Here is a 21,104-nt window from a genome sequence, read left to right on the forward strand (position 1 = left end):
GTTTTTTCTCAAAAATAAAAATTTCAAAACCATGAAACAACACATTCTCCCAGCGATCCGGTTGACGATCGTGACGCTGATATTCTTCTCAGGCGTGTATACGCTGGTGATTTTGGGCGTGGCCCAGCTCTTTCCCAACCGGGGCAAAGGTGAGGTGATCGAACAAAATGGCAAACGGTATTATGCCAATATCGGGCAGTCGTTTACCGATGACAAGTACTTCAACTCGCGGCCTTCCGCGGTGGGCTATAATGCTGCCGGCAGCGGTGGTAGCAACAAAGGTCCTTCCAACGAGGAGTACCTGGGCGTGGTGCAGGCCCGCATAGATACATTCCTGGTGCATAACCCCGGTGTGAAAAAGGCGAATATCCCCGTGGAGCTGGTGACGGCGAGCGGTAGCGGGCTTGACCCCGATATTTCTGAAAAAGCGGCATTGGTGCAGGTAGAACGCATAGCCAAGCTACGCAACGTACCGACGCAGCAACTGCAACAGCTAGTGAAAGAGCATATTAACGGACCGTTACTTGGGTTGTTTGGCCCGGCGAAAATCAACGTGCTGAAACTGAACCTTGCGCTTGATCAACTGAAATAGCCCATTAAAACGCCGCCCGTTTCCAGTGCCGTCGCAGCGGGCTGCGCTTGTTCTTACCGCGCGGCTATGATTGAACAGCTTACCTTTTTATGAAAACCTTGATTTTAAGTGCGCTTGCCATTGCCTCCGTTTCACACGCCAATGCCCAGGATTCGGTCGCTGTGGGTACTAACACATCGCCATTCGCGGTGAGCGCTTATGTGGAGTCGTATTACCTGCACGATTTCCGTAAGAACGACAACCATACGATGCCCGGTTTTATTTATAACCACAACCGCACCGGCGAGGTGAACCTGAACCTGGCGTTTCTGAAGGGCTCATACACGGGCGACCGCGTGCGTGCGAACCTCGCAATGGCGGCCGGTACTTATGTGAATGCGAACTACGCCGCGGAACCAGGTGTGTTGAAAAACGTATTCGAAGCAAATGCGGGCGTGAAGATTGCAAAAAATCATAACCTCTGGCTCGACGCGGGTATTATGCCGTCGCATATCGGTTTTGAGAGCGCGATCGGGAAGGATAACTGGGCTCTGACGCGCAGTTTAGTAGCAGAAAATACGCCCTATTTCGAAACCGGCGTAAAATTGGGATATACCAGCCAGGATTCGAAATGGTACCTCGCGGCGACCTATCTCAATGGCTGGCAGCGCATTCAACGGGTAGATGGCAACTCGACGCCCGCATTCGGGACACAGGTGACTTTTAAGCCCACCGCCGCTGTAACGCTGAATTACAGCACATTCATCGGCAGCGACAAGCCGGATAGCACACGGCAAATGCGGTATTACCACAACATTTACGGGGTATTCCAGCTATCGGATAAATGGGGCCTTACCACTGGCTTCGACATTGGCAGCGAACAGAAAGCGAAAGGCAGCAGCGCCTACAACACGGTTTACGTGCCGGTGATGATCCTGCGTTTTTCGCCTTCTTCGAAAATCAATATTGCTGCCAGAGGCGAGTACTACCATGATAAAAACGGTGTGATTATCGCCACAGGCACAGACAATGGCTTCCAGACATTCGGAACGTCGCTCAACTTCGATTATCATATCTCCCCGCAGGTCATGTGGCGCATCGAGGCGCGTAACCTCGCCAGCCGCGATGCGATATTCAATGGCAAGGGCAATGATTTATCCAAAAACAAAACCTACCTGACCACCGCGTTGACCTTTGCATTAAACTGAACATCAGCCGGACGGGACTCGTCCTTGTCCGGTTTCTAACCCCATATAACCATGTTTACCCAGTTACAAATCATCAACCTGCTCAGAAATGAACTTCCTGTCGTGGCCGGAGCGGATTGCGCGGCAGTATCAGCACATACTTTCAATTCTATCCATTCATCAATCCATTACCTGTCGGCTTGCACGAAAAACACGATGGAACACCGGCATTTCCGGGCGGCGCGAAGCTGTTTCGGCCTTGCGGAAAAAGTGTACCGCGAAGGCGACGCGATGGTGAAGCTGCTGATCGAGAATGTGTTTGTGTATGCCAATGTGTGGACGAAAACCAGAAACGCGCCCTCGCCGCTGCCTGCGGACATCGTTCCCGATGTTTTATATAAAATCCATTTGAAACAACTCAACGTTAGTAGCTGCTAGGAGGGCTATAAGCTATAAGCTGTAAGCTATAAGCTATAAGCTTACGGCCTACTACTTATAGCTTACGGCTTACAGCTTACGGCTTACAACTAATAAACCCGCAACTCTCAACTCAAAAAAAATGGAAACCAGCGCCGAACATTTCCTGGAACTGATCAAAAAGTCGAGGAGGGGCAAATTCAAGATATACATCGGAATGAGCGCCGGGGTAGGCAAGACCTACCGCATGTTGCAGGAAGCCCATGCGCTCCTGCGTACGGGCATCGACGTGAAGATTGGCTATATCGAAACCCACAACCGCAAAGAAACCCACGAGCTGCTGGAAGGGTTACCGGTGATCCCGCGGCGGCAGCTGTTTTACAAAGGGAAGGAGCTGGAAGAGTTCGATGTGCAGGCAGTGATTACCCTCCGGCCGGAGGTGGTGATCGTGGATGAACTGGCGCATTCCAATATCGAGGGGAGTAAAAATGCCAAGCGGTGGCAGGATGTGCTGGATATTCTCGAAGCGGGGATCAACGTGATTTCGGCGGTGAATATCCAGCATATCGAAAGCCTGAACCAGGAAGTGCGGGAGATTACCGGCGTGGAAGTGGCCGAGCGCATTCCCGACAAGGTACTGGGCCTGGCCGACGAGGTGGTGAATATCGATCTCACCGCCGACGAGCTCATTACCCGTTTGAAAGAAGGGAAGATTTACCGGGAGGAGAAGATACAGGCTGCTTTACAGAACTTCTTCAAACCGCAGCACATTCTCCAACTCCGCGAACTGGCGCTGAAAGAAGTGGCTTCCCAAGTGGAGCGGAAAGTGGAAAGCGAAATCCAGCCAGGTATGGCGCTCAAACACGAGCGTTTTCTGGCGTGCATTAGCAGCAACGAAAAGACGGCCCGCAATGTGATCCGCAAAACAGCGCGACTGGCCAATTACTACCATAGCAGCTGGTTTTTGCTGTACGTGCAAACGCCCGGCGAGTCGGCGAGCAGGATCGGACTGGCGAAGCAGCGGCATTTGATCAACAATTTCAAACTGGCCACCGAGCTGGGTGGGAATGTGATCAAAATGGAGAGCGGCAGCATTGCCAAAACGATCGTGGAAGTGGCCGAAAAGAACAAGATCACGACCATATGCATAGGGAAGCCGCATTTGAACCTTTTCAAGGTGATTCTGGCCACGAATGTGTTCAACGGGCTTTTAAATAAAATGTCTTCTTCCGACATTGACCTCGTAATACTTTCCTGAAATGAAAATCAAAACCAAACTGAGGATGGGTATAGGCCTGCTTTTCGCCATGATCACGGTGCTCGCCGTGGTGGGGATCAGGCAGGTGAGCCTGCTTTCGGCCGACTCGCGCAATATCCTCATCGCCAATCATAACTCGCTGGAATACACACGGCAGATGCTCCGTGCACTCGACGAGCTGGAAGTGCACGCAGGGGCGTTGGATGTATTTAAAAAGAACCTCGAAGCCCAGCAGAAGAATATCACGGAAATCGGGGAGAAAGAACTTACCGCTCAGCTGGCAGGCCATTTTGAAATACTGAAAGCCAATGTGCGTGACAAGGAAACCGTGGATCTGATCCGAAATGATGCGCTGGAAATCATGAGTATTAACCTCGACGCCATCAACCGGAAAAGCCACATTGCGAGCCAAACGTCCAAAAGCTCGATGGTGTGGATCGGGATCACAGGCACATTGTGCTTCATTGTGGCGTTCACATTGTTCGTGAATTTGCCTGGCAACATTGCCAACCCGATCCGCGAGCTCACGGAAAGTATCCGGCAGATTGCCAACGAGAACTATACCGAACGGGTGCATTTCGGGAGCCGCGACGAATACGGGCAACTGGCGCAGTCGTTCAATACCATGGCTGAGAAGCTGGAAGAGTATAACAGCAGTAATCTGGCCAGGCTGATGATCGAGAAAAAGCGGGTGGAGACGCTGATCGACAACATGCACGACCCGGTAATAGGCCTCGATGAAAACCGGAAGGTGATATTTGCCAATGAAGTGGCCCGGAAGGTAACCGGATTGCAGGCATCCGAGCTCGTAGGCCGCAATGCCGCGGAAATTGCATTGCACAACGACCTCGTCCGCTCGCTGGTGAAAGACCTTTTCGAACCGCAGGCGAAGGCCAATGGGCAAAGTGCTGCCATGAAAATCTACGCCGACGACAAGGAAAGCTATTTCGAAAAGGAATACGTCGATATTTCCATCGTCCCAACCGGTGAGCAACAGCCCCGCTCGATCGGGCACGTGATCATTCTGCGTAATGTGACGCCGTACAAAGAGCTGGATTTTGCCAAAACGAATTTCATCGCCAACGTCTCGCACGAGCTTAAAACGCCTATTTCTTCCATTAAAATAACCCTCGACCTGCTTCGTAACGAACGGGTAGGCGATACCAACGAGGAACAGCGCAGCCTGCTCGACAGCATCCGCGAGGACGCCGACCGCCTGTTGAAAATCACCGGCGAACTGCTGAACATTACCCAGGTGGAAAGCGGTAAAATACAGCTCAATATCGCAGGCAGTTCGCCGCGCGAAATCGTGCAATATGCCATCGCAGCCAACGAAACCCAGGCCGAAAGCCGGGATATCCGCCTCCAAATCGAGGATCATGGCGTGCAATCCAGCATACTGGCCGATTCGGAGAAAACCGCTTGGGTGCTTACCAACCTGGTTTCGAATGCGATCCGCTATTCCTACGACCATTCCAGCATCCGCATTATCCTGGAAGAAGACGCGCAAACAGTGCGCATTGCCGTTGCCGACAGCGGCCAGGGTATTTCACAGGAATACAAGGATAAGATTTTTGACCGCTATTTCCGGGTGCCGGGCTCTACCAAAGAGGGTACCGGCCTGGGCCTCGCGATCAGCCGCGAATTCATGGAAGCCCAGGACGGTACGCTTACCGTTGAAAGCGAGCTGGGAGCAGGGAGCACTTTCACTATTGCATTGAAAAAACTCGCCTGACGCGCGCTACTCGACCACCCGCACGCCCACGTACGAGGATGCCTGGCCCGAGAGGTAAACCCGGTGTGTTGCCTTCTGGAAATCGGATGCATTGGCTTTGTAAATATTTACAAACTTCTGCGGGTTGCGGTCCACGAGCGGGAACCACGAGCTTTGCACCTGCACCATGATTCTGTGCCCCTTTTTGAAACGGTGCGCGGCATCCTGCATATCGAATTTCACATTTTCGATCTTGCCGGGCGTCATAGGCTCGGGCTTCGAGAAGCTTTTCCGGAATTTGGCGCGCATTACCTCGCCGCGGATCAGCAGCTGGAAGCCTCCCATTTTCATATTTGGATTAACAGGGCTGTCGTTCGGCGCGTCGCCGGGGTAAACATCGATGAGTTTTACTACGAAATCGGCGTCGGTGCCCGTGGTGGACACGAAAAGATCGGCAAATACATTACCGGAAATGGTTAGGTCTTCTTTCAAAACTTCTGACTCGTACACGAGCACATCCGGGCGCGAGGCGGCGAAGCGTTGGTCTTCATACATAAAATCGCTGCCCCGGATAATGCGGATTTCCGAAGTGTACGGTACGGGTTTGTCGGGGTCGCTGAGGTATTGATGGAACGCCGGTTTTGCGCCTACTTGCATGGTAGTCATTGTGGGCGAGAACGATAATGTGCCGTCCGGATGCAGGTAGAGCTTTTTCTCCACGGTGTTTTTCGGCGGCCACTGGTCGTATTTGCGCCATTCGTTTGCACCCGTTTCGAAAATGTAGGCTTTCGGGAGGTTAGGATCGGGCTGGTCTTTCAGGTAATGATTGAAAACCGGGAGCTCGATTTCCTTTTGGTAAAATGTGCTGGTTTTGGCACCAAAGCGGATATTTCCGAGCGATTCCCCCGTGCCGCGCGCCCAGCCGCCGTGAATCCACGGGCCCATAATGAGCCAGTTGGGTGTTTGCGGGTTTTGGGAGGAAACGGCCTGATACGTTTTCAGCGGCCCGTACAAATCTTCCTGGTCGAACCAGCCTCCCACGACCATCACGGCCGGTTTGACATTCTTCAAATGCGGCACCGGCGTGCGCGCTTTCCAGAAATCGTTGTAGGTTTCATTTTCCATCATCTGGTTCCAGATGCGGTTCTGCCCTTTGAAAATCTGTTCGTTGAAGTTTTTCAGCGGACCCATTTTCTTGTAAAACTCGTAGGAATCCGGCGTGCCGTATGCTGCATATTGCGGCGAGGCCTTGGGCGTGGGTACAGGCCGCGGTGCGCCATAAGAGGACAGGAATGCAAATGTGCCCATCAGGAAAAATGCGCCGTTGTGGTGCCGGTCGTCGCCCATGAACCAGTCGGTAACCGGTGCCTGCGGCGAAGCGATTTTCAGTGCCGGATGCGCGTCCACGGCTGTCATGGTAGCGTAGTACCCTGGTGCCGAAATGCCCCAGGTGCCCACTTTGCCATTATTTCCCTCGATGTTTTGAATGAGCCATTCGATCGTATCGTAAGTGTCGGAGCTTTCGTCGATATCCGTTTTACCTTTTTTGACAGGGATAAACGGACGGTAAGCTTCGAAATCGCCCTCCGACATTAGTTTGCCTCTTACATCCTGGTATACAATAATATAACCCTCCCGCGCAAAGAGCATGCTCGGCCCGAGCGAGGTTTTGTATAAACTTTCACCGTATGGTGCCACACTGTACGGCGTGCGGTTGAGCAGGATAGGGTAGGTTTTGCTTTTTGAAATATCCTTCGGCAGATAAATGGAGGTGAAAAGCTTCACACCGTCGCGCATCGGTATCTGCCGCTCGATTTTGGTATAGTGTTCGCGGATGTAGAGGGAATCTTCTTTTGGGGTGGTTTGCGCGTGTACGTTCGCGCCCATGAGGATGGCCAAAAAGAGGAATAGCGTCATGCACGGCTGCTTCATGAACCGGCAAATCAAGGAGTGAAGTAAGTTTGTTTTCAAGACGGTTACAGGATTTGTTTGAGCCAATTTAATATAAAACACCTTACAATCGCAGCAGAACGCCTTTTTCGTAGCTTGTACTTTGCCCACGCACCGCCGCTCATCACATCGCTGTTGCAGATTTAAAATCAGTACTGTATATTGCATAGTACCTTGTAAAACAATTTTTAGCTATGAAAATGAAATTACTACTGATCTGTCAAATGGTTGTGCTCGCTATGCTGGTGTCCTGCAACAACAACGGGGATGTGAGCATTGCCGTCAAGGATGAAGACGATTACTACCGTTTCAGGGCGCAATTCGATGATAACCTGTCGGCTGATGTGAGCAGGTTTCTGAACGACCAGCTTTCGACGGTGCGGATCGATCCGGAGAAGGACTCTAAAATTATTACCGTATTGCCGGACCAGACCAGGATCACCGTAGAATCGTCGCCAGGTGAGGTGATGATTTACCTCGACAAGGATGAAAACAGCCGCGATGCTTACCACCGCATCAAAAACCTTTGCGAAGGCGTGAAGGACGTTATTCTCAAACACAACAGGAACAATACCCGCCTGGAAAACTCCCGTTCAAACTAGACCGCTGACCGGAAATTTTCACTTTTCAAGTATTGTCAGGTGTGGTCAGGTATTGTCAAGTGTAGTCACGTATTGTCGAGTGTGGTCATGTGTTGTCAAGTGTAGTTGGGTATTGTCAAGCGTAGTCACGTATTGTCAAGTCTGGTCGAAGTCGCATTAGCTTAGAGTAACTGACCATTGCTGACCACACCTGATCATATCTGACAATACCTGACCATTGCTGACCACACCCGACAATACCTGCCGGTACATAAATTTAAAACTAATACTACGGACAAGGGTTTGTGTTTCAAAGGTTTTTAGCTATAATCGCCTGAAAATCTTTTAGTAAACACAAACCCTTCTTTTTGTGAAAAAATTCTACCTCCTGCTGGTGGCATTGCTGCCATTTGCCGTACTCGCACAATGTCCCACCGACCTCGTTATCAGCGACCAGGCGACGCTCGATAATTTTGTTACCAACAATCCGGGCTGCGTGAACCTGCCGGGAGATCTCACGATCGAAGGGGCTGATATCGCGGATCTTAGCACGCTAAATTCGCTTACGAGCGTGGGCGGGAGTATTACCGTCCGAAACAACCCGTTGCTGACCACGCTTGCAGGCCTGGATAACATTGCTTCGGTCGGTTCTTCGGTAAAAATATATGGTAACCCGTTATTGGAAAGCCTTACGGGGCTCGAAGGGCTTACCGCAGTGACGGGTAGCATGGTGATCGATTCCAATGTTGTTCTGAAAGATGTCGCGGGAATCAAGAACATCGTTTCCATAGGCGATTCACTGGTAATAGCGGAGAGTGATTCGTTGAAGTCGATCGCCGACCTTACGATCACCTCGGTAGGTTCAGTGGTAGAAATATACGATAACCCGGTTTTGGAAAGCCTCGCAGGGCTCGGAGGGCTCACCATTGTGCCCGGAGACCTGATTATCGATGGGAACCTGATACTTAAAAACCTGGCGGGGATCGGGAACATCGGCGCGGTGGGCGGTTCGCTGATCATCGGTACGACCGACTCTTTGACCTCCATCAACGATCTCACGATTGCTTCGGTCGCCAACTCGGTCCGCGTTGGTTTTAATACGAACCTTGCCTCGCTTGCCGGGCTGGAAAGCATTACGCAGATTAACGGCGACCTCGAAATCACGAATAACTATTCGATCAAGAACCTGGCGGGCCTGAATGGCCTCAGTTCGGTAGGAGGTAACACTTACATCGATTTCAATGACAGCCTGCTGAACTTGCAAGGCATTAATCAGTTGACTTCGATCGGAGGCGAGCTCTTTCTGGAATACAACTTGTTTCTTCAAAACCTGGGCGGACTCAATCAGCTGACTTCCATTGGCAGCCATCTCACGATTGGCGACAGTGATAGCCTGACGACCATTTCTGCATTGAGTAGCCTTTCTTCCATTGGCGGCGGTTTGTATTTGTATGCCAATGCTTCTCTAACGACCCTGGATGGCTTGCAGAACGTGCCGTCGCTTGGCAACGAGTTGGTGATCACGCTCAATGGGGCGTTGGAAAACCTCGACGGGCTGAATGGACTTACCTCTGTTGGAAGTCTGGGGGTGCAGATCGCCCTCAATTTTGCATTGCAAAATCTGGACGGGCTATCCTCGCTGGCATCCATCGACGGCGATTTGGCGCTGATTTATAACTTTTCATTGACGAGCCTTGCAGGCCTGAGTAATCTCCAGGCGCTCGGACAGGAGGGGACCCTGGTAGTGGCTATGAACCTTTTACTGCCTGATTTGCAGGGCTTAACCGGTCTGACGACGGTCGATCGCCTCTTTGTGGAAGCAAACCCGAGCCTCAAATCGTTGGCCGGTTTGAATAACCTCACTTCGATAACAGATTCTTTGTCAATAACTCATAATGATAGTTTGGCTACCCTTAGTGGCCTTGCCGCGCTGCAAAGCATCGGTGGGGGCTTGTTGCTGGCAGAGGACTCACTTTTGACAAGCCTCGACGGTTTGACTAACCTCAACAGCATTGGCGGCACCATTACCATTGCCGATAATGCAGTGCTGGAAACCTGCGCTACCGCTAAATTCTGCGCGATACTCAAAACCAAAACGGCAGACCAGGTGCTGATCGAGAACAACCTCGGCGATTGCGAGACGCGGGAGGCAGTGGATGCGGCCTGTGTGGCGCTGCCGGTGACGCTGATCGCATTTACGGCGAAAAAGGAAGGTCGAACGGCGGTACTTGAATGGTCGACGAGCGCGGAAACGAACAGCGACTATTTTGAAATACAACAAAGCAATGGCAAGTCGTGGGTGGTAGTAGGTAAAAAGACCGCCGCAGGAGAGAGTGCCGTGGTAAAACCTTATACTTTCACCCATTCTAACCCACAGAAAGGCGGCAACTTGTATCGCCTCAAAATGGTTGATAAAGACAAAACTTTCGCATTCAGCAGCATTCAGGCGGTGCGGTTCGATGACCTGCCGGTGTTTGAAATCTATCCGAATCCTGTGGCAGCAAGCCTTGTCGTTCGTTCTGCGGATGGCGCCATCAAGGAAATTGCATTGTATAACACCGCCGGCCAATGTGTCGTCATCAAATCGATCGATACGACGGCCTTACCTGAGCCGACAACCATTGATACGAGCCAATTGCCTGGCGGAATGTATGTGGCAAAAGTCGCTTACGCCGACGGCGCCGTGCATACGGGCAGGTTTGTCAAGAAATAATCCTTATTGAATCGCCAATTTCTTGACTGTGCTCCTGCCATTGATGCTCACTTTCAGGAAGTAGATACCGGTGGTGAGCTGGGTGGGCAGGAATACGGCGGGTGTCTGGCTGATCGTCATCTTGCGACTGCTCAATGTCCTGCCCGAAACGTCCGTCAGCGTCAGTTCTGCTATTTGCGTCGTTTGTCCGGTGGTACGGATCTGCATTTGACTGGCTGATGATGGGTTTGGGATGATCTCTATTTCAAGCGAGAGGTTAGGTTCACTCGCAAGCACAATTTCGAAAAGGGAAACTTTCATGATGGGGGTGTAAAGCAACCGCCCATCCGCTGCCGTAGCGACGACGCGGTAGTAATATTGCGTGTTCACGGGCAAAGTCGGGCTGTCCTGATCCTCGAACATGTAATTCTTATTCTGTTGGGAATTCGGGCCGCCCGCTACTTTCGCTATTTGTGTAAAGTTCTGTGCGTCGGTAGACCGCTGGACGGCAAAATACGCAAGCTCGTTTTCGGTACTCGTGGTCCAGGTGAGTGTTACCAGGTTCTTCTCGTCCTTTTTTGCATTGAATCCTATGAATGTGGCAGGATCAGGTTTGGGAGCCGGTACTTTTATGTGAAAAACATCCTGAATGCAGTTTTGCCCGTCCTTTACCGTGTAGTCGGTACTTTCCGTTGGTTTGACTGAGATAGCCCTTGTTTTTGAGCCATTGCTCCATACGTAATCACCCACGAATGACGCTTTCAGTTCAATGGACTGATCGCGGGCGATTTCCTGGGTAGTTTCCTTATTCACCCCCTTTTCCATCGTGAATTTGTCGCGGATTACGCCGTCGGCGGCAATCCATTTCAGATCCAGCCGGTTGCCTTCCACTTCGAGCATAAGCCCTCCGCCATGCTCGGCGTCGGAGTGGTACATGGCTTTGTGAGGAAAGTCGGGTTTGGGATTGCCCAGTTGTCCGCCGGAACCGGCTACCACATACACCGTTCCCCGGCTTTGAGGGGCGTTTTTGATGTAGGGGCAGGAGTTGTCGGAGCCGTCGTAACGCGCAGAAGAGGCATCAATGACATGCTTGGATGCGTCGAAAGTGTTGCTGTACCCGTAATGCCCGCCCATCAGGCGCGAGCGCTCGTACACGTGGCTATGCCCGCAAATGATCAGGTCCACGCCCAGGCGTTCGAGAATGCGGATAAAATTCTGGCGGATCGCCGTCATTTCCGGATCGCCATCCGATTCACGCGAGCCTTTCGAATAGGGTGGGTGGTGCCAGTAAGCCACTACCCAATCCTTGTTTTTGTTGGCTGCGAGGTCTTTTTTTATCCATTGCACCTGCCTGCCGAGCGTATCGTAAAGCCGCGTCGCATTATCTTCCCGGCCGTACGAATCGAGCGAGAGGAAATGGACATTGCCGTAGTCGAATGCGTAAAACGCCTCCGTACCGGAAGGCTCGCCGCCGGCCTCGCCCTTGGTGGGCATCGTGAACACATCGTAGTAAGGTATCTGATGGTCGTCCTGCCGGGCCGGATTGTCGTTATCGTAATCGTGGTTGCCCGGAGAAGGGAATAGCGGATACGTTTTAAGCAGGTTATCCTTATACCGGTTGAAAAAATTGGACTGGTACTCGGCATCGCGGCCAAACGAATAGGCATTATCTCCAAGCAAAAGCCACGCATTCATGTAGTTGGAGCCGAGATAATCCATCATTCTTGCCCGTACTTCGTCTTGTATAATGGAGTTTGTGCCGCAGTCGCCCAGTAGCCCGAAACGATATTTTCCCGGTTTGCCGGCCACGGCAGCAGTCTGGAAATAGTTGTGGTCGCCCGTCTGCAAAACTGAGCTTTGCGAACCAATAGAATAGTAATAGCGCGTTTCCGCTTGCAGACCGGTGATTTTCACTTCATGTTCGGTAACAGGGGTATTGTCGGCAAAAGTCTGGCCAAGCGATTGCGAGCTGCTCCCGATCTTCACGACAGATTCCGAAGGCTTATCCGTGCGCCACCGGATCACTATGCTCGTAGGCGTGGCCACTTGCAGGTAAGGCCCGCGCAGGAGCGTACCTTGCGCGTGGGCGGCGATAAATGCGAAGAACAGAAGAAAGGTGAGTAAATATGTTTTCATAGACGGTCGGTGAGCGAATGTAAAAAGGCAATGAGATCGGATTTTTCCTCTTCCGATAGATTAAGCGGTGTAGCGGGCAGCGTTTGGTCGGGGATAGCGAGGCCCAGGCCGACGCCACCTCCTTTATCGTAAAACTCCACGACTTTTTCGAGGCTTCCCAAAGCGCCGTTGTGCATGTAGGGCGCGGTCACGGCGGCGTTGCGGACAGTAGGTGTTTTAAATGCCCCGCGGTAATAGGGGGTAGGGCGGGTTTCGAAGCGCCCCTGGTCGGGATCCGTTTTCGGGTGAAGTAAATCATCCGACGCGGTGGTTCCCAGTATTTCAAACTCCGTGAGGGTATACGTGGGCGGGATCAGCCCATTGAAAAGTGGGGCAAAATGGCACGTGCCGCATTGCGCTTTGCCCATAAACAGGTTGAAACCCTTCACCTGATGATCCGTCAATGCCGTTCGGTCGCCTGCAATATACCTGTCAAAATCCGAATTAAAGGGCTGTAACGTGCGTACATAGGCCGCGATGGCTTTGTAGATGATGGTGTCGTTTAATGCCTTCCGGCTTGGGGACACCTTTCGGATCAGGCGGCGATACTGCCGCTCCCTGGCGAATTTTCGGATCATCTCGGCCGGTTTACCGTTCATTTCGAGGCTGTCGTGAATCACGGTGCGGATCTGCTCTTCCAGCGTTCTCGCCCGCCCGTCCCAGAACTGCGCGTGTTGGAACGAACTATATAATAATGACGGTGCATTACGCCGCACCGCCTGGCCGGGGTGAATGCCGATGCTGCGGGGCAGGCCGTCGGTGAAATGCAAGGCGGGGTTATGGCAGGAGGCGCAGCTTCGGGTGCCGTTGGACGACAAACGCGTCTCGAAAAACAGCTTCTCCCCGAAATCAGTCAATGCAGAATCTCCTTTGTCCCCGCCCAAAGCGGTTTGGGTAAATGCTCCGGGTCTGAAAATATTTTTAGTATTATAATTCAAAACGCCTTTCTCGTTGATTACCAACTCCATTCCGGAGATCATGCTGCCCAAATGTTCTTGGAGGGGTAATGCATGATGGATGAGAAAATGCAGGCGGTCGAAGTGGTCGAAGTCGTCGCCTTTTGCGAGCGCTGCCTCAGCCCCGGCGAGAAGATCGCCGAGTACGTGTTTCTGTGAAGATTGAATATATGGTTTTAAAACTCCATCGATTGTTTGAAGGGAAACCAGTGCCTCATTGATCCCGCTTTTTAGCAAAGGCGCATCGAACCCGCTGATGCTTAACGTCATAACACGTACCAGTTCGAGGCGTACGCTTTCCAGCACCTGTGCGTCGGAGGCTTCAAAATTGTAGAGCAATGCGGGCAGATCTTCCGCGGACGTTTCGAGAAACCGGCACTGTCGCAGCATCTCCTGCTTATATAAACCGGGATTGTCGAAAAGCAGCGCTTCGATGTATTGCAGCCCGGTAGGGGCTCCGTATTCCAGGTGCGGCTCCTCGATTTCGTTCTTGGGGGGGCGGTTGTAAATACGGGAAGAGGTAAAAAAGAAATAGTCGAGGAAAAAGGCGATCCGTTTGTAGGCCAGGCGCGCGTTTTTCAGCTTTTCTTTGGCTTGTTCAATGCTTTGAGTATGGGTAGAGTCAATTTTTTCGATCGCAATGCGCATTTCTTTCACACTCGCTGCAAAGGCTATGGCATCGACGCGATAGTGATCGGTGCAGTTTTGCACGCCGATCGTTTCCCGCTCAGGCGCGGCGGCGAGCAGTAACAGCGCAAAACACAATGCAAGGGCTTTCCACATCGGGAAAAAGGGTTTTGGGAAACTTCCGCAAGATACAGAACAGGTGGCAAATCACGAATAAGCGTTAAATTGCCGGCCCTGACCCAATTTCCGAATTGCCATGCACGGTTCATTTCCCCGGCTCGACATCGGCCCGCTTTCCGAATACCGCGAAGACCATATCATGATCGCGCGCTTTTCGGATTACGTCCACGAACACCAGAGCCTTATTTTTCCGCACCGCCACAGTTTCTATCACCTGGTACTTTTCACCGAAGGCAGTGGCCGGCACACCATTGATTTTCACCATTTCCAGGCTAAGCCTTATCAAATCTATTTCATGATCCCCGGGCAAGTGCATACCTGGGATTTTGAGGGAGATATGGAAGGGTACGTGGTCAATTTCTCGGATTCCTTTTTCAAATCCTTCCTGCTGCAACCGGAATACCTCGATTCGTTCTCATTTCTCGATCAGGACAGCAGCAACAATGTGCTGACGCTCTCCGAATCGGTTCGTGCACATGTTTGCAGATTGTTCGAGGAATTGCTCAGTCAAAATGCCCGTGCAAGTGCCTTGCGTGATGATATGGTACGCGTTTTACTCCTCCAAATCTTCCTGATCATCGAACAGAGCGACTCGGTGGACCGGAAAAAGAATGCTGAGAAAGGGAAGAACGCGACAGTCCGGAATTTCATGCGCCTGATCGACAAGCATTACGATCGCCTGAGGTTGCCTGGCCAATATGCCGAGATGCTGAATGTGACGCCCAATCACCTGAATGCGTTATGCAAGGAGCACGTGGGAATGCAGGCGGGAGAGCTGATCCGCAACCGGATCGTTTTGGAGGCAAAGAGGCTGTTGATCAACCTCGATCTGACGGTGTCAGAAATCGCTTACAAGCTGAATTTTAACGACAACTCCTATTTTACCAAGTTCTTCCGGAAAGAAACCGGCATGACGCCGGAAGATTTCCGGAAGAGCCCGGCCTTGTAAATTTTTTATGCCCGTCCTTCGGAAGAGACCGGCTTAATGAACAACGCAAGCCAAGTACGGCGCGCCATGCGGTAAAAGAGCGGCGTCAGGATCACGAGGATCGGGATGATGCTTACCAGAAAATAGTCGAGGTATTCTCTGAAAAAGTTGACGAAAATCAGGAAATAAATTACCATGAATGCCACGTAAAGTGCATAGCTGATGTACAACGCACCCTGATAAAAGCCGGGTTCAGGTACGAAATCCGCGCCGCAGTTGGGGCAATGGCGGTTCATCTTGTCGAAATTCCGCAGGTTATAGGCGCTTTTGGTAATGAAAAAGTCACCCTTGCCGCATTGGGGGCATTTGTTGAATAAAACGCTGTATATTTTATTGGGCTTTGCCATGATCTTACTGTTTTAAACTCAATACAAATTTCTTCAATAGCCCGTTTAAAAAGAAAGACTGAATCTCGCTTTTATGGTAGAAATCAACGATCGGTTGGAGAAACTATGTCAATGAGTTAATGAAAGCAGCCATTTCGATGGTGTCGAACACATGGTCGATAGGCAGGTGGGTGAGGGCATAATGCGGCATGAAGGGCATTTGTGCGGTGTCGGGATTCTGAACGACGGCCATGCCTCCGGCTTGCTTCACGGCCGTGAGACCGCTGGTACCATCCTCATTGGCGCCCGAGAGCAATATCGCTACAAGCCCCGGCCCGTAAACCTCCGCGGCGGACTCGAACGTGACGTCGATGCTGGGCCGGCTGAAATTGATTTTTTCGGAGTAGTCCAGCGAAAAGGTACGGTTATGCTCGATAAGCAAATGGTAATCGGCAGGAGCGAGGTAGATTGTCCCGGGAATAACCGGTTCTTTGTCTTCAACCTCCTGGGTTGGATTTAATGTCTTGGAAGCCAGTAGTTCAGATAAGGTCGAATCACCGGAATTGCGCCGGTGTAGTACCAGCGCCACGGGAAACGGCAGACCGGCGCGCAGCAAAGGAAGTAGCCTGAACAGTACTTCCAGACTTCCGGCCGAACCTCCGATGAGCAGGAGTTCGCAAGAATGGTTCAAATGATTTTCTTCCATATTTTCTCCCGGTTCAGTTGCTTGAACTTGTGTTGTACAGCCGAGAATTTCAGGGTTTCTTTCGTTCCGAGTGCAAGGTAACCCAATGTACCCAGACTTGCATCGAAGAGTTTCAGTACCCTGTCCTGCAATTCCTTGTCAAAGTAAATCAACACGTTGCGGCACAAGATAAGGTCGAATTCATTAAAAGAGCTGTCCGAGACGAGGTTATGTGTCGAGATAATGATCTTTTCCGAAAGTTCGCTGTCAAACTTCGCCTGCCCGTATTGGGCAGTATAGTAGCTGGAAAAATCCGCCGTGCCACCTGATGAAATGTAGCTTTCGGAGTACTGTTTCATCAGTGCCAGCGGAAATATGCCTTTTCTGACCTTTTCGAGCACGCTCGGATTGAGGTCGGTCGCGTACAGCAGCGAGCGCCGGAGTAGGTTGGCCTCTTTAAGCAGGATCGCCATCGAATATACCTCTTCGCCGGTAGAGCAGCCAGCGTGCCAGATACGGATGAACGGCTTGGTACCCAATACCGGAAGTACCTCTTCGCGAAGCGACTTGTAAAATGCCGGGTCGCGGAACATTTCCGTCACATTCACCGTCACTTCTTCCACGAACCGTTTGAGGTACGACGGATCGTTGCGGACACGGTAGCGCAGCTCGGCGAAGCTTGGGAATTTATCGAGTGAGCATAGCCGGACAATCCTGCGCTTCAGCGAAGCGCGCGAGTACCGCGTGAAATCATATCCGTAGAGATCGAACAGGTCGTTTAGCAAAAGGTCGATGTCTTCCTCTTCCATCATGGCATCAGATGTTACCAAGTATCTTCAACAGCTTGTCTACATCGATCGGTTTGGAAATATAATCGTTGGCGCCGGCATCGAGGCATTTTTCGCGGTCGCCCACCATCGCTTGTGCAGTGACGGCGATTACCGGCACCGATTGCCTGTTTTCCAGGTCCTTGATGAGCGGAATGGCCTCATAACCATCCATTTCGGGCATCATCATGTCGATCAGCACGGCGTCTACCGGTTCACTGGTTCGCAGGATGTCGAGCGCCTCCACGGCGGCGGAGCAGGAAATGCAGTCGAAACCCTTCGATTTAAGGGTTGCCCTGAGCGCGAAGATGTTGCGGGCGTCGTCATCGACGATCATGATCTTTTTCTTTTCCATTGTGAGGGTCAGGATTTTTCATAAAGCCACACGCGGAGCAGCGACATGAGCTGGTCGATATCCACAGGTTTTGTAATATAGTCAGAAGCGCCGGCATTAATGCATTTTTCGCGGTCGCCGGTCATGGCTTTGGCTGTAACGGCGATCACGGGCAGGTTGCGCCATTGCGGGTTTTCACGAATGCGTTTCGCGGTTTCGTAGCCGTCCATCTGAGGCATCATCATATCAAGCAACACCACATCCACTTCCGGGTTTTCGTGGAGCTTTTGTAATGCTTCTTTGCCGTCCAGTGCCGTCAGGACATTCATTTTGTAGTTTTCCAAGGATTTGGAAAGCGAGAAAATATTCCGGACGTCGTCATCGGCTATGAGCACTGTTTTGTTGTTCAAAATCTCTCCCAGGCCGCCGAGCTTGCCCGGATCCGTGCCCTGGCGCGCATTTTTCTTGTTCTCTTCCACTACGTGCAGGAACAGCGATACTTCGTCGAGCATGCGCTGGTAGGAATGCGCGGTTTTGACGATGATAGAATCGGCATACTGCTTGATCCGCAGCTCTTCGGTCATGGACAGGCTCTTGCCCGTGAAAATAATGATCGGCACGTGCTCAAAGCCGGGGTTCTTCTTCGCTTCTTCGAGCATATCGTAGGCTTTTTTATCGGGAATACCCATATCCAGGATCACGCAATCGACCTCGTTGTTCGAGAGCGCGCTGACGCCTTCGTTGATATCGCTTTTCAGCTCCGAATGAATGTCGAACGTACCCAGGTAATAAGCCAGCGCTTTGGCGTGCATCGAATTGTCCTCGACGATGAGTACTTTTTTCGATTTCTTACTGATCACATATTCGATTTTCCGGAAAATTTCATCCATCTTCTCGACCGCCACAGGCTTGTCAATGAAGTCGATCGCACCCTTTTGCAAGCTTTCGTTCTTCATCCGGTGCGACGACATGATGTGTACCGGAATGTGCCGTGTTTCAGGATCGTTTTTGAGCTGGTCCATTACTTCCCATCCGCTCACCACCGGCAGCTGAATGTCGAGCAGGATACCCATGGGCCGGAATGTTCGAGCCAATTCAAGGCCCTCATCGCCGCGTACGGCCACAATGCCCTTGTAGCCCTGTTTGCGGGTGTAATCCAGGAGTGATTTGGCAAAAAACGTATCGTCCTCGACGATCAGGATCGTTTTGGAGGCATCGTTTACGGTGGAGCGGTCGTCGGGGATACTTTCGGGAATGACGGTGCTGACAAACCGGTTTTGTGCCGCAGACGATGGTTTAGCAGCAATATCCTCCTGGTAGGTGCCGAAGAAATTGGCCGTCTCCGGTTCGGAACTGCCATATGCCGGTCCGATAGGCACAAAAAGCGTGAACTCGCTGCCCTGGCCGGGTACGCTTGTGAGTGATATTTCTCCGCCCAGGAGTTTGGCCAGTTCGCGGCTGATCGACAGCCCCAGCCCGGTGCCGCCATATTTCCGCTTGGTGGAGCCGTCGGCCTGTTGGAATGCTTCGAAAATATGCTGTTGTTTTTCGGGCGGAACGCCTATTCCCGTGTCACGCACGACGAAGCAAAGTACTTTATCGTTTCCGTCATTCAGCTTGATGGAAATGTCAACCGACCCCTGTGCGGTGAATTTCAACGCGTTGGATATCAAGTTTCTAAGAATTTGTTCTATCCGCATTTTGTCGATTTCGATCACCGACGGCACGTCTTTCGCGACGGTAACCGAAAAATCGAGTCCCTTTTCCCTTGCAATCGGAGCGAAAAGCCCCTTCATATCATCGCAAATCTCTTTCACCGACACCGTTACATATTCGAGCTCCATTTTACCAGCCTCGATTTTTGACAGGTCGAGGATTTCGTCGATCAGGCCCAGCAAGCCATTACCCGAAGACTGTATCACCGTCGCATACTCGATCTGATCGCTGGTCAGGTTCTTGTCATCATTTTCGGCAAGGAGGCGGCTCAACAGCAGGATCGAATTCAGCGGTGTACGAAGTTCGTGCGACATATTGGCGAGGAACTCGGATTTGTACCGGGTAGTCAGTTCCAATTCTTCTGCCTTCTTCTGTATTTCCAAGTTCTTTTCTTCCAGCAGGCCGCTCCGCTCTTCCAGTTCCTCATTGGTTTGCTGCAACTCCTCCTGCTGCACGCGCAGCTCTTCCTCGGATGCCTGCAATTTTTGCGACTGCGCTTCGAGCTCTGCATTCAGGTTTTCGAGCTCATTGTGCTGGGTTTGCAGTTCCTCGGCCTGGGCCTGGGTTTCTTCCAGGAAGTTTTGAAGCTTCACATAATCTATCGCGGAATTTACGCCACTGGCGATTGTTTCCAGGTTTTCTTCCAGGAAACGCATGGTAAGGTCTTCCGGAGCTTTCAGGAAACCAAGCTCTATCACGCCTATGCACTCATACGAATACACGAGCGGGAGGATTGCGAGTGCGGTGGGGGTGGTTTCACCGAGGCTGGATGTTACTTTAAGGTAGTCCGCAGGTACGTCGTGGACGAGCAGGGGCTTCTTTGTGTCGATGACCTGCCCGCACAATCCTTGTCCCGGTACGAGGGTCTCGGGTACATTTTGCGCCGCAAAGCAGCCGGTAAGCCGGAAACTCCAGTCGGTATCGATAATGTAAATCGTCCCCAGACTCGCGCCGGAATAGGCAGTGAGCGTGTTGATGAGGTTTGCCGACAGCTTTTTGAGTACCCGTTCACCACGGATCGCGTCGTTGATTTTTACTTCACCGGCCTGCAACCAGTTTTGAATGTGCAGGTCGTTGAAAGTTTGTTCCAGCGAGCTGGTCATTTTGTTCAGAGCAACTGAAATCCGGCCGAGCTCATCGTCGTTTTCATCCGAGCTGCGGGCGGCATAATCGCCCTCCGATACTCTTTGGGCAACCTTTTCGATGTGCCCGATCCGACGGCTTGTTTCAGCATATTTTTCCTCGTCGAGCTGCTGTTGAGCAATTCGTTTGCCGATATCCGCACGAATGCGCAGGTACGAAGAGATGGTGATCAGGATCGATATCAACGCGGCTACAACTACGAGAATGGGCGTGTATTTAATGTAGATTTGCTGTTGTTCGAGGCGTTCTGCCAACATGGTGCTTTCCTCTTCCTTGATCCGCTCGGTGCTGAGCCGCAGGTCGTCCATGATCTTTTTTCCCCGCACCATTTCCCGCAAACGAGAGTCGGTATCGAGCAGGAAGTTGGGGTTCTTTTTGGCCATGTCGATGATGTTCTGCATCTGGCCGAACTTGGCTTCATAAAGCGCCTTTACCTCGCGAAGGTTTTTCTGCTGAACGGGATTGTCGGCCGTAAGCTCAACCAGATTGTTGTAGCTGTCGGTGGTTTTTTCGTAGGCGCCGTTGTAAGGATCGAGAAATTGCGGATCCGAGGTCACCAGGTAGCCCCGCTGGCCGGTTTCCGCATCTTTCATGTGCGACATAATAGCCTCCGCCTCGATGAGCACTTCATTGGTATGGTTGACCAGCTCGGAATTGTTAATCAGTTTCTGTGTGCTGTAATAGGATGCCAAAAGGCTGAAAAACAGGAGCAGAATGGAGAAGGAGAATACGATCTGTAATTGCTGGACGATCGAATTGGAAATTTTCTTCATAAAT

Annotated in this window: 16 protein-coding genes; 8 read left to right on the forward strand and 8 right to left on the reverse strand. The window is 51.6% G+C overall.

Features of this window, described 5'->3' with window-relative positions:
* Positions 1-31 precede the first annotated feature (31 nt).
* The 5 genes from J2Y43_RS17825 (at position 32) to J2Y43_RS17845 (ending at position 5,168) form a co-directional block, all read left to right on the forward strand.
* Positions 32-592 carry a K(+)-transporting ATPase subunit C gene (locus tag J2Y43_RS17825; RefSeq protein WP_309985140.1) on the forward strand — a complete coding sequence of 187 codons (561 nt, stop codon included), beginning with the start codon at positions 32-34 and terminating at the stop codon, positions 590-592.
* A gap of 89 nt (positions 593-681) precedes the next feature.
* Positions 682-1,779, forward strand: a complete 1,098-nt coding sequence (locus J2Y43_RS17830) for a porin (protein WP_309985142.1) — start codon at positions 682-684, stop codon at positions 1,777-1,779.
* A gap of 51 nt (positions 1,780-1,830) precedes the next feature.
* On the forward strand, positions 1,831-2,196 hold the full coding sequence (locus J2Y43_RS17835) for a hypothetical protein (protein WP_309985144.1): 366 nt from the start codon (positions 1,831-1,833) through the stop codon (positions 2,194-2,196).
* A 121-nt stretch (positions 2,197-2,317) separates the two neighbouring features.
* Positions 2,318-3,433 (forward strand): universal stress protein, encoded by a 1,116-nt coding sequence (locus J2Y43_RS17840; RefSeq protein ID WP_309985146.1) that lies wholly within the window; start codon positions 2,318-2,320, stop codon positions 3,431-3,433.
* A gap of 1 nt (position 3,434) precedes the next feature.
* Positions 3,435-5,168, forward strand: a complete 1,734-nt coding sequence (locus tag J2Y43_RS17845) for an ATP-binding protein (RefSeq protein WP_309985148.1) — start codon at positions 3,435-3,437, stop codon at positions 5,166-5,168.
* Between the two features lie 6 nt (positions 5,169-5,174).
* Here J2Y43_RS17845 and J2Y43_RS17850 read toward each other — a convergent pair whose 3' ends face one another.
* Positions 5,175-7,064 (reverse strand): CocE/NonD family hydrolase, encoded by a 1,890-nt coding sequence (locus J2Y43_RS17850; RefSeq protein ID WP_309985150.1) that lies wholly within the window; start codon positions 7,062-7,064, stop codon positions 5,175-5,177.
* Between the two features lie 227 nt (positions 7,065-7,291).
* On the opposite strand from J2Y43_RS17850, the gene J2Y43_RS17855 reads away from it, so the two are divergent.
* Both J2Y43_RS17855 and J2Y43_RS17860 read left to right on the forward strand, forming a co-directional pair.
* Entirely contained in the window at positions 7,292-7,699 is a 408-nt protein-coding gene (locus tag J2Y43_RS17855; RefSeq protein WP_309985152.1) for a hypothetical protein, read from the forward strand.
* A 349-nt stretch (positions 7,700-8,048) separates the two neighbouring features.
* Positions 8,049-10,391, forward strand: coding sequence for a T9SS type A sorting domain-containing protein (locus J2Y43_RS17860; RefSeq protein WP_309985154.1), 2,343 nt, complete (start codon positions 8,049-8,051; stop codon positions 10,389-10,391).
* A 3-nt stretch (positions 10,392-10,394) separates the two neighbouring features.
* On the opposite strand, the gene J2Y43_RS17865 is transcribed toward J2Y43_RS17860, so the two are convergent.
* A complete protein-coding gene (locus tag J2Y43_RS17865) occupies positions 10,395-12,506 on the reverse strand; it encodes a metallophosphoesterase (protein ID WP_309985156.1) in 2,112 nt (703 codons plus the stop codon).
* Positions 12,503-14,284, reverse strand: coding sequence for a cytochrome c peroxidase (locus J2Y43_RS17870; protein WP_309985158.1), 1,782 nt, complete (start codon positions 14,282-14,284; stop codon positions 12,503-12,505). Before J2Y43_RS17870 ends, J2Y43_RS17865 begins: the two co-directional genes overlap by 4 nt.
* A 100-nt stretch (positions 14,285-14,384) precedes the next feature.
* Between J2Y43_RS17870 and J2Y43_RS17875 the strand changes: the two genes are divergently transcribed.
* Positions 14,385-15,257 (forward strand): helix-turn-helix transcriptional regulator, encoded by an 873-nt coding sequence (locus J2Y43_RS17875; RefSeq protein WP_309985160.1) that lies wholly within the window; start codon positions 14,385-14,387, stop codon positions 15,255-15,257.
* A 5-nt stretch (positions 15,258-15,262) separates the two neighbouring features.
* Here J2Y43_RS17875 and J2Y43_RS17880 read toward each other — a convergent pair whose 3' ends face one another.
* The 5 genes from J2Y43_RS17880 to J2Y43_RS17900 all read right to left on the reverse strand — a co-directional run bounded on the left by J2Y43_RS17880 (position 15,263) and on the right by J2Y43_RS17900 (position 21,100).
* Positions 15,263-15,643: a DUF983 domain-containing protein gene (locus tag J2Y43_RS17880; protein WP_309985163.1), complete on the reverse strand. Its 381-nt coding sequence runs from the start codon at positions 15,641-15,643 to the stop codon at positions 15,263-15,265.
* Between the two features lie 103 nt (positions 15,644-15,746).
* Positions 15,747-16,328, reverse strand: coding sequence for a chemotaxis protein CheB (locus J2Y43_RS17885; RefSeq protein ID WP_309985165.1), 582 nt, complete (start codon positions 16,326-16,328; stop codon positions 15,747-15,749).
* Positions 16,310-17,119, reverse strand: coding sequence for a protein-glutamate O-methyltransferase CheR (locus J2Y43_RS17890; protein WP_309985167.1), 810 nt, complete (start codon positions 17,117-17,119; stop codon positions 16,310-16,312). Before J2Y43_RS17890 ends, J2Y43_RS17885 begins: the two co-directional genes overlap by 19 nt.
* A 4-nt stretch (positions 17,120-17,123) precedes the next feature.
* Positions 17,124-17,489 carry a response regulator gene (locus J2Y43_RS17895; RefSeq protein ID WP_223407870.1) on the reverse strand — a complete coding sequence of 122 codons (366 nt, stop codon included), beginning with the start codon at positions 17,487-17,489 and terminating at the stop codon, positions 17,124-17,126.
* 8 nt (positions 17,490-17,497) lie between these two features.
* The gene (locus J2Y43_RS17900) at positions 17,498-21,100 is read right to left on the reverse strand and encodes a response regulator (protein ID WP_309985169.1); all 3,603 of its coding nucleotides are present in this window, start codon (positions 21,098-21,100) and stop codon (positions 17,498-17,500) included.
* Between the last annotated feature and the right edge of the window lie 4 nt (positions 21,101-21,104).

Source organism: Dyadobacter sp. BE31 (assembly GCF_031457695.1).
Lineage (GTDB): Bacteria > Bacteroidota > Bacteroidia > Cytophagales > Spirosomataceae > Dyadobacter.

Coding starts and splice junctions, on each gene's coding strand:
- J2Y43_RS17895 (WP_223407870.1), bottom strand. CDS start 17,489: ATGGAAAAGAAAAAGATCATGATCGTCGATGACGACGCCCGCAACATC.
- J2Y43_RS17885 (WP_309985165.1), bottom strand. CDS start 16,328: ATGGAAGAAAATCATTTGAACCATTCTTGCGAACTCCTGCTCATCGGA.
- J2Y43_RS17900 (WP_309985169.1), bottom strand. CDS start 21,100: ATGAAGAAAATTTCCAATTCGATCGTCCAGCAATTACAGATCGTATTC.
- J2Y43_RS17865 (WP_309985156.1), bottom strand. CDS start 12,506: ATGAAAACATATTTACTCACCTTTCTTCTGTTCTTCGCATTTATCGCC.
- J2Y43_RS17875 (WP_309985160.1), top strand. CDS start 14,385: ATGCACGGTTCATTTCCCCGGCTCGACATCGGCCCGCTTTCCGAATAC.
- J2Y43_RS17855 (WP_309985152.1), top strand. CDS start 7,292: ATGAAAATGAAATTACTACTGATCTGTCAAATGGTTGTGCTCGCTATG.
- J2Y43_RS17870 (WP_309985158.1), bottom strand. CDS start 14,284: ATGTGGAAAGCCCTTGCATTGTGTTTTGCGCTGTTACTGCTCGCCGCC.
- J2Y43_RS17840 (WP_309985146.1), top strand. CDS start 2,318: ATGGAAACCAGCGCCGAACATTTCCTGGAACTGATCAAAAAGTCGAGG.
- J2Y43_RS17850 (WP_309985150.1), bottom strand. CDS start 7,064: ATGACGCTATTCCTCTTTTTGGCCATCCTCATGGGCGCGAACGTACAC.
- J2Y43_RS17845 (WP_309985148.1), top strand. CDS start 3,435: ATGAAAATCAAAACCAAACTGAGGATGGGTATAGGCCTGCTTTTCGCC.
- J2Y43_RS17825 (WP_309985140.1), top strand. CDS start 32: ATGAAACAACACATTCTCCCAGCGATCCGGTTGACGATCGTGACGCTG.
- J2Y43_RS17890 (WP_309985167.1), bottom strand. CDS start 17,119: ATGATGGAAGAGGAAGACATCGACCTTTTGCTAAACGACCTGTTCGAT.
- J2Y43_RS17880 (WP_309985163.1), bottom strand. CDS start 15,643: ATGGCAAAGCCCAATAAAATATACAGCGTTTTATTCAACAAATGCCCC.
- J2Y43_RS17835 (WP_309985144.1), top strand. CDS start 1,831: ATGTTTACCCAGTTACAAATCATCAACCTGCTCAGAAATGAACTTCCT.
- J2Y43_RS17830 (WP_309985142.1), top strand. CDS start 682: ATGAAAACCTTGATTTTAAGTGCGCTTGCCATTGCCTCCGTTTCACAC.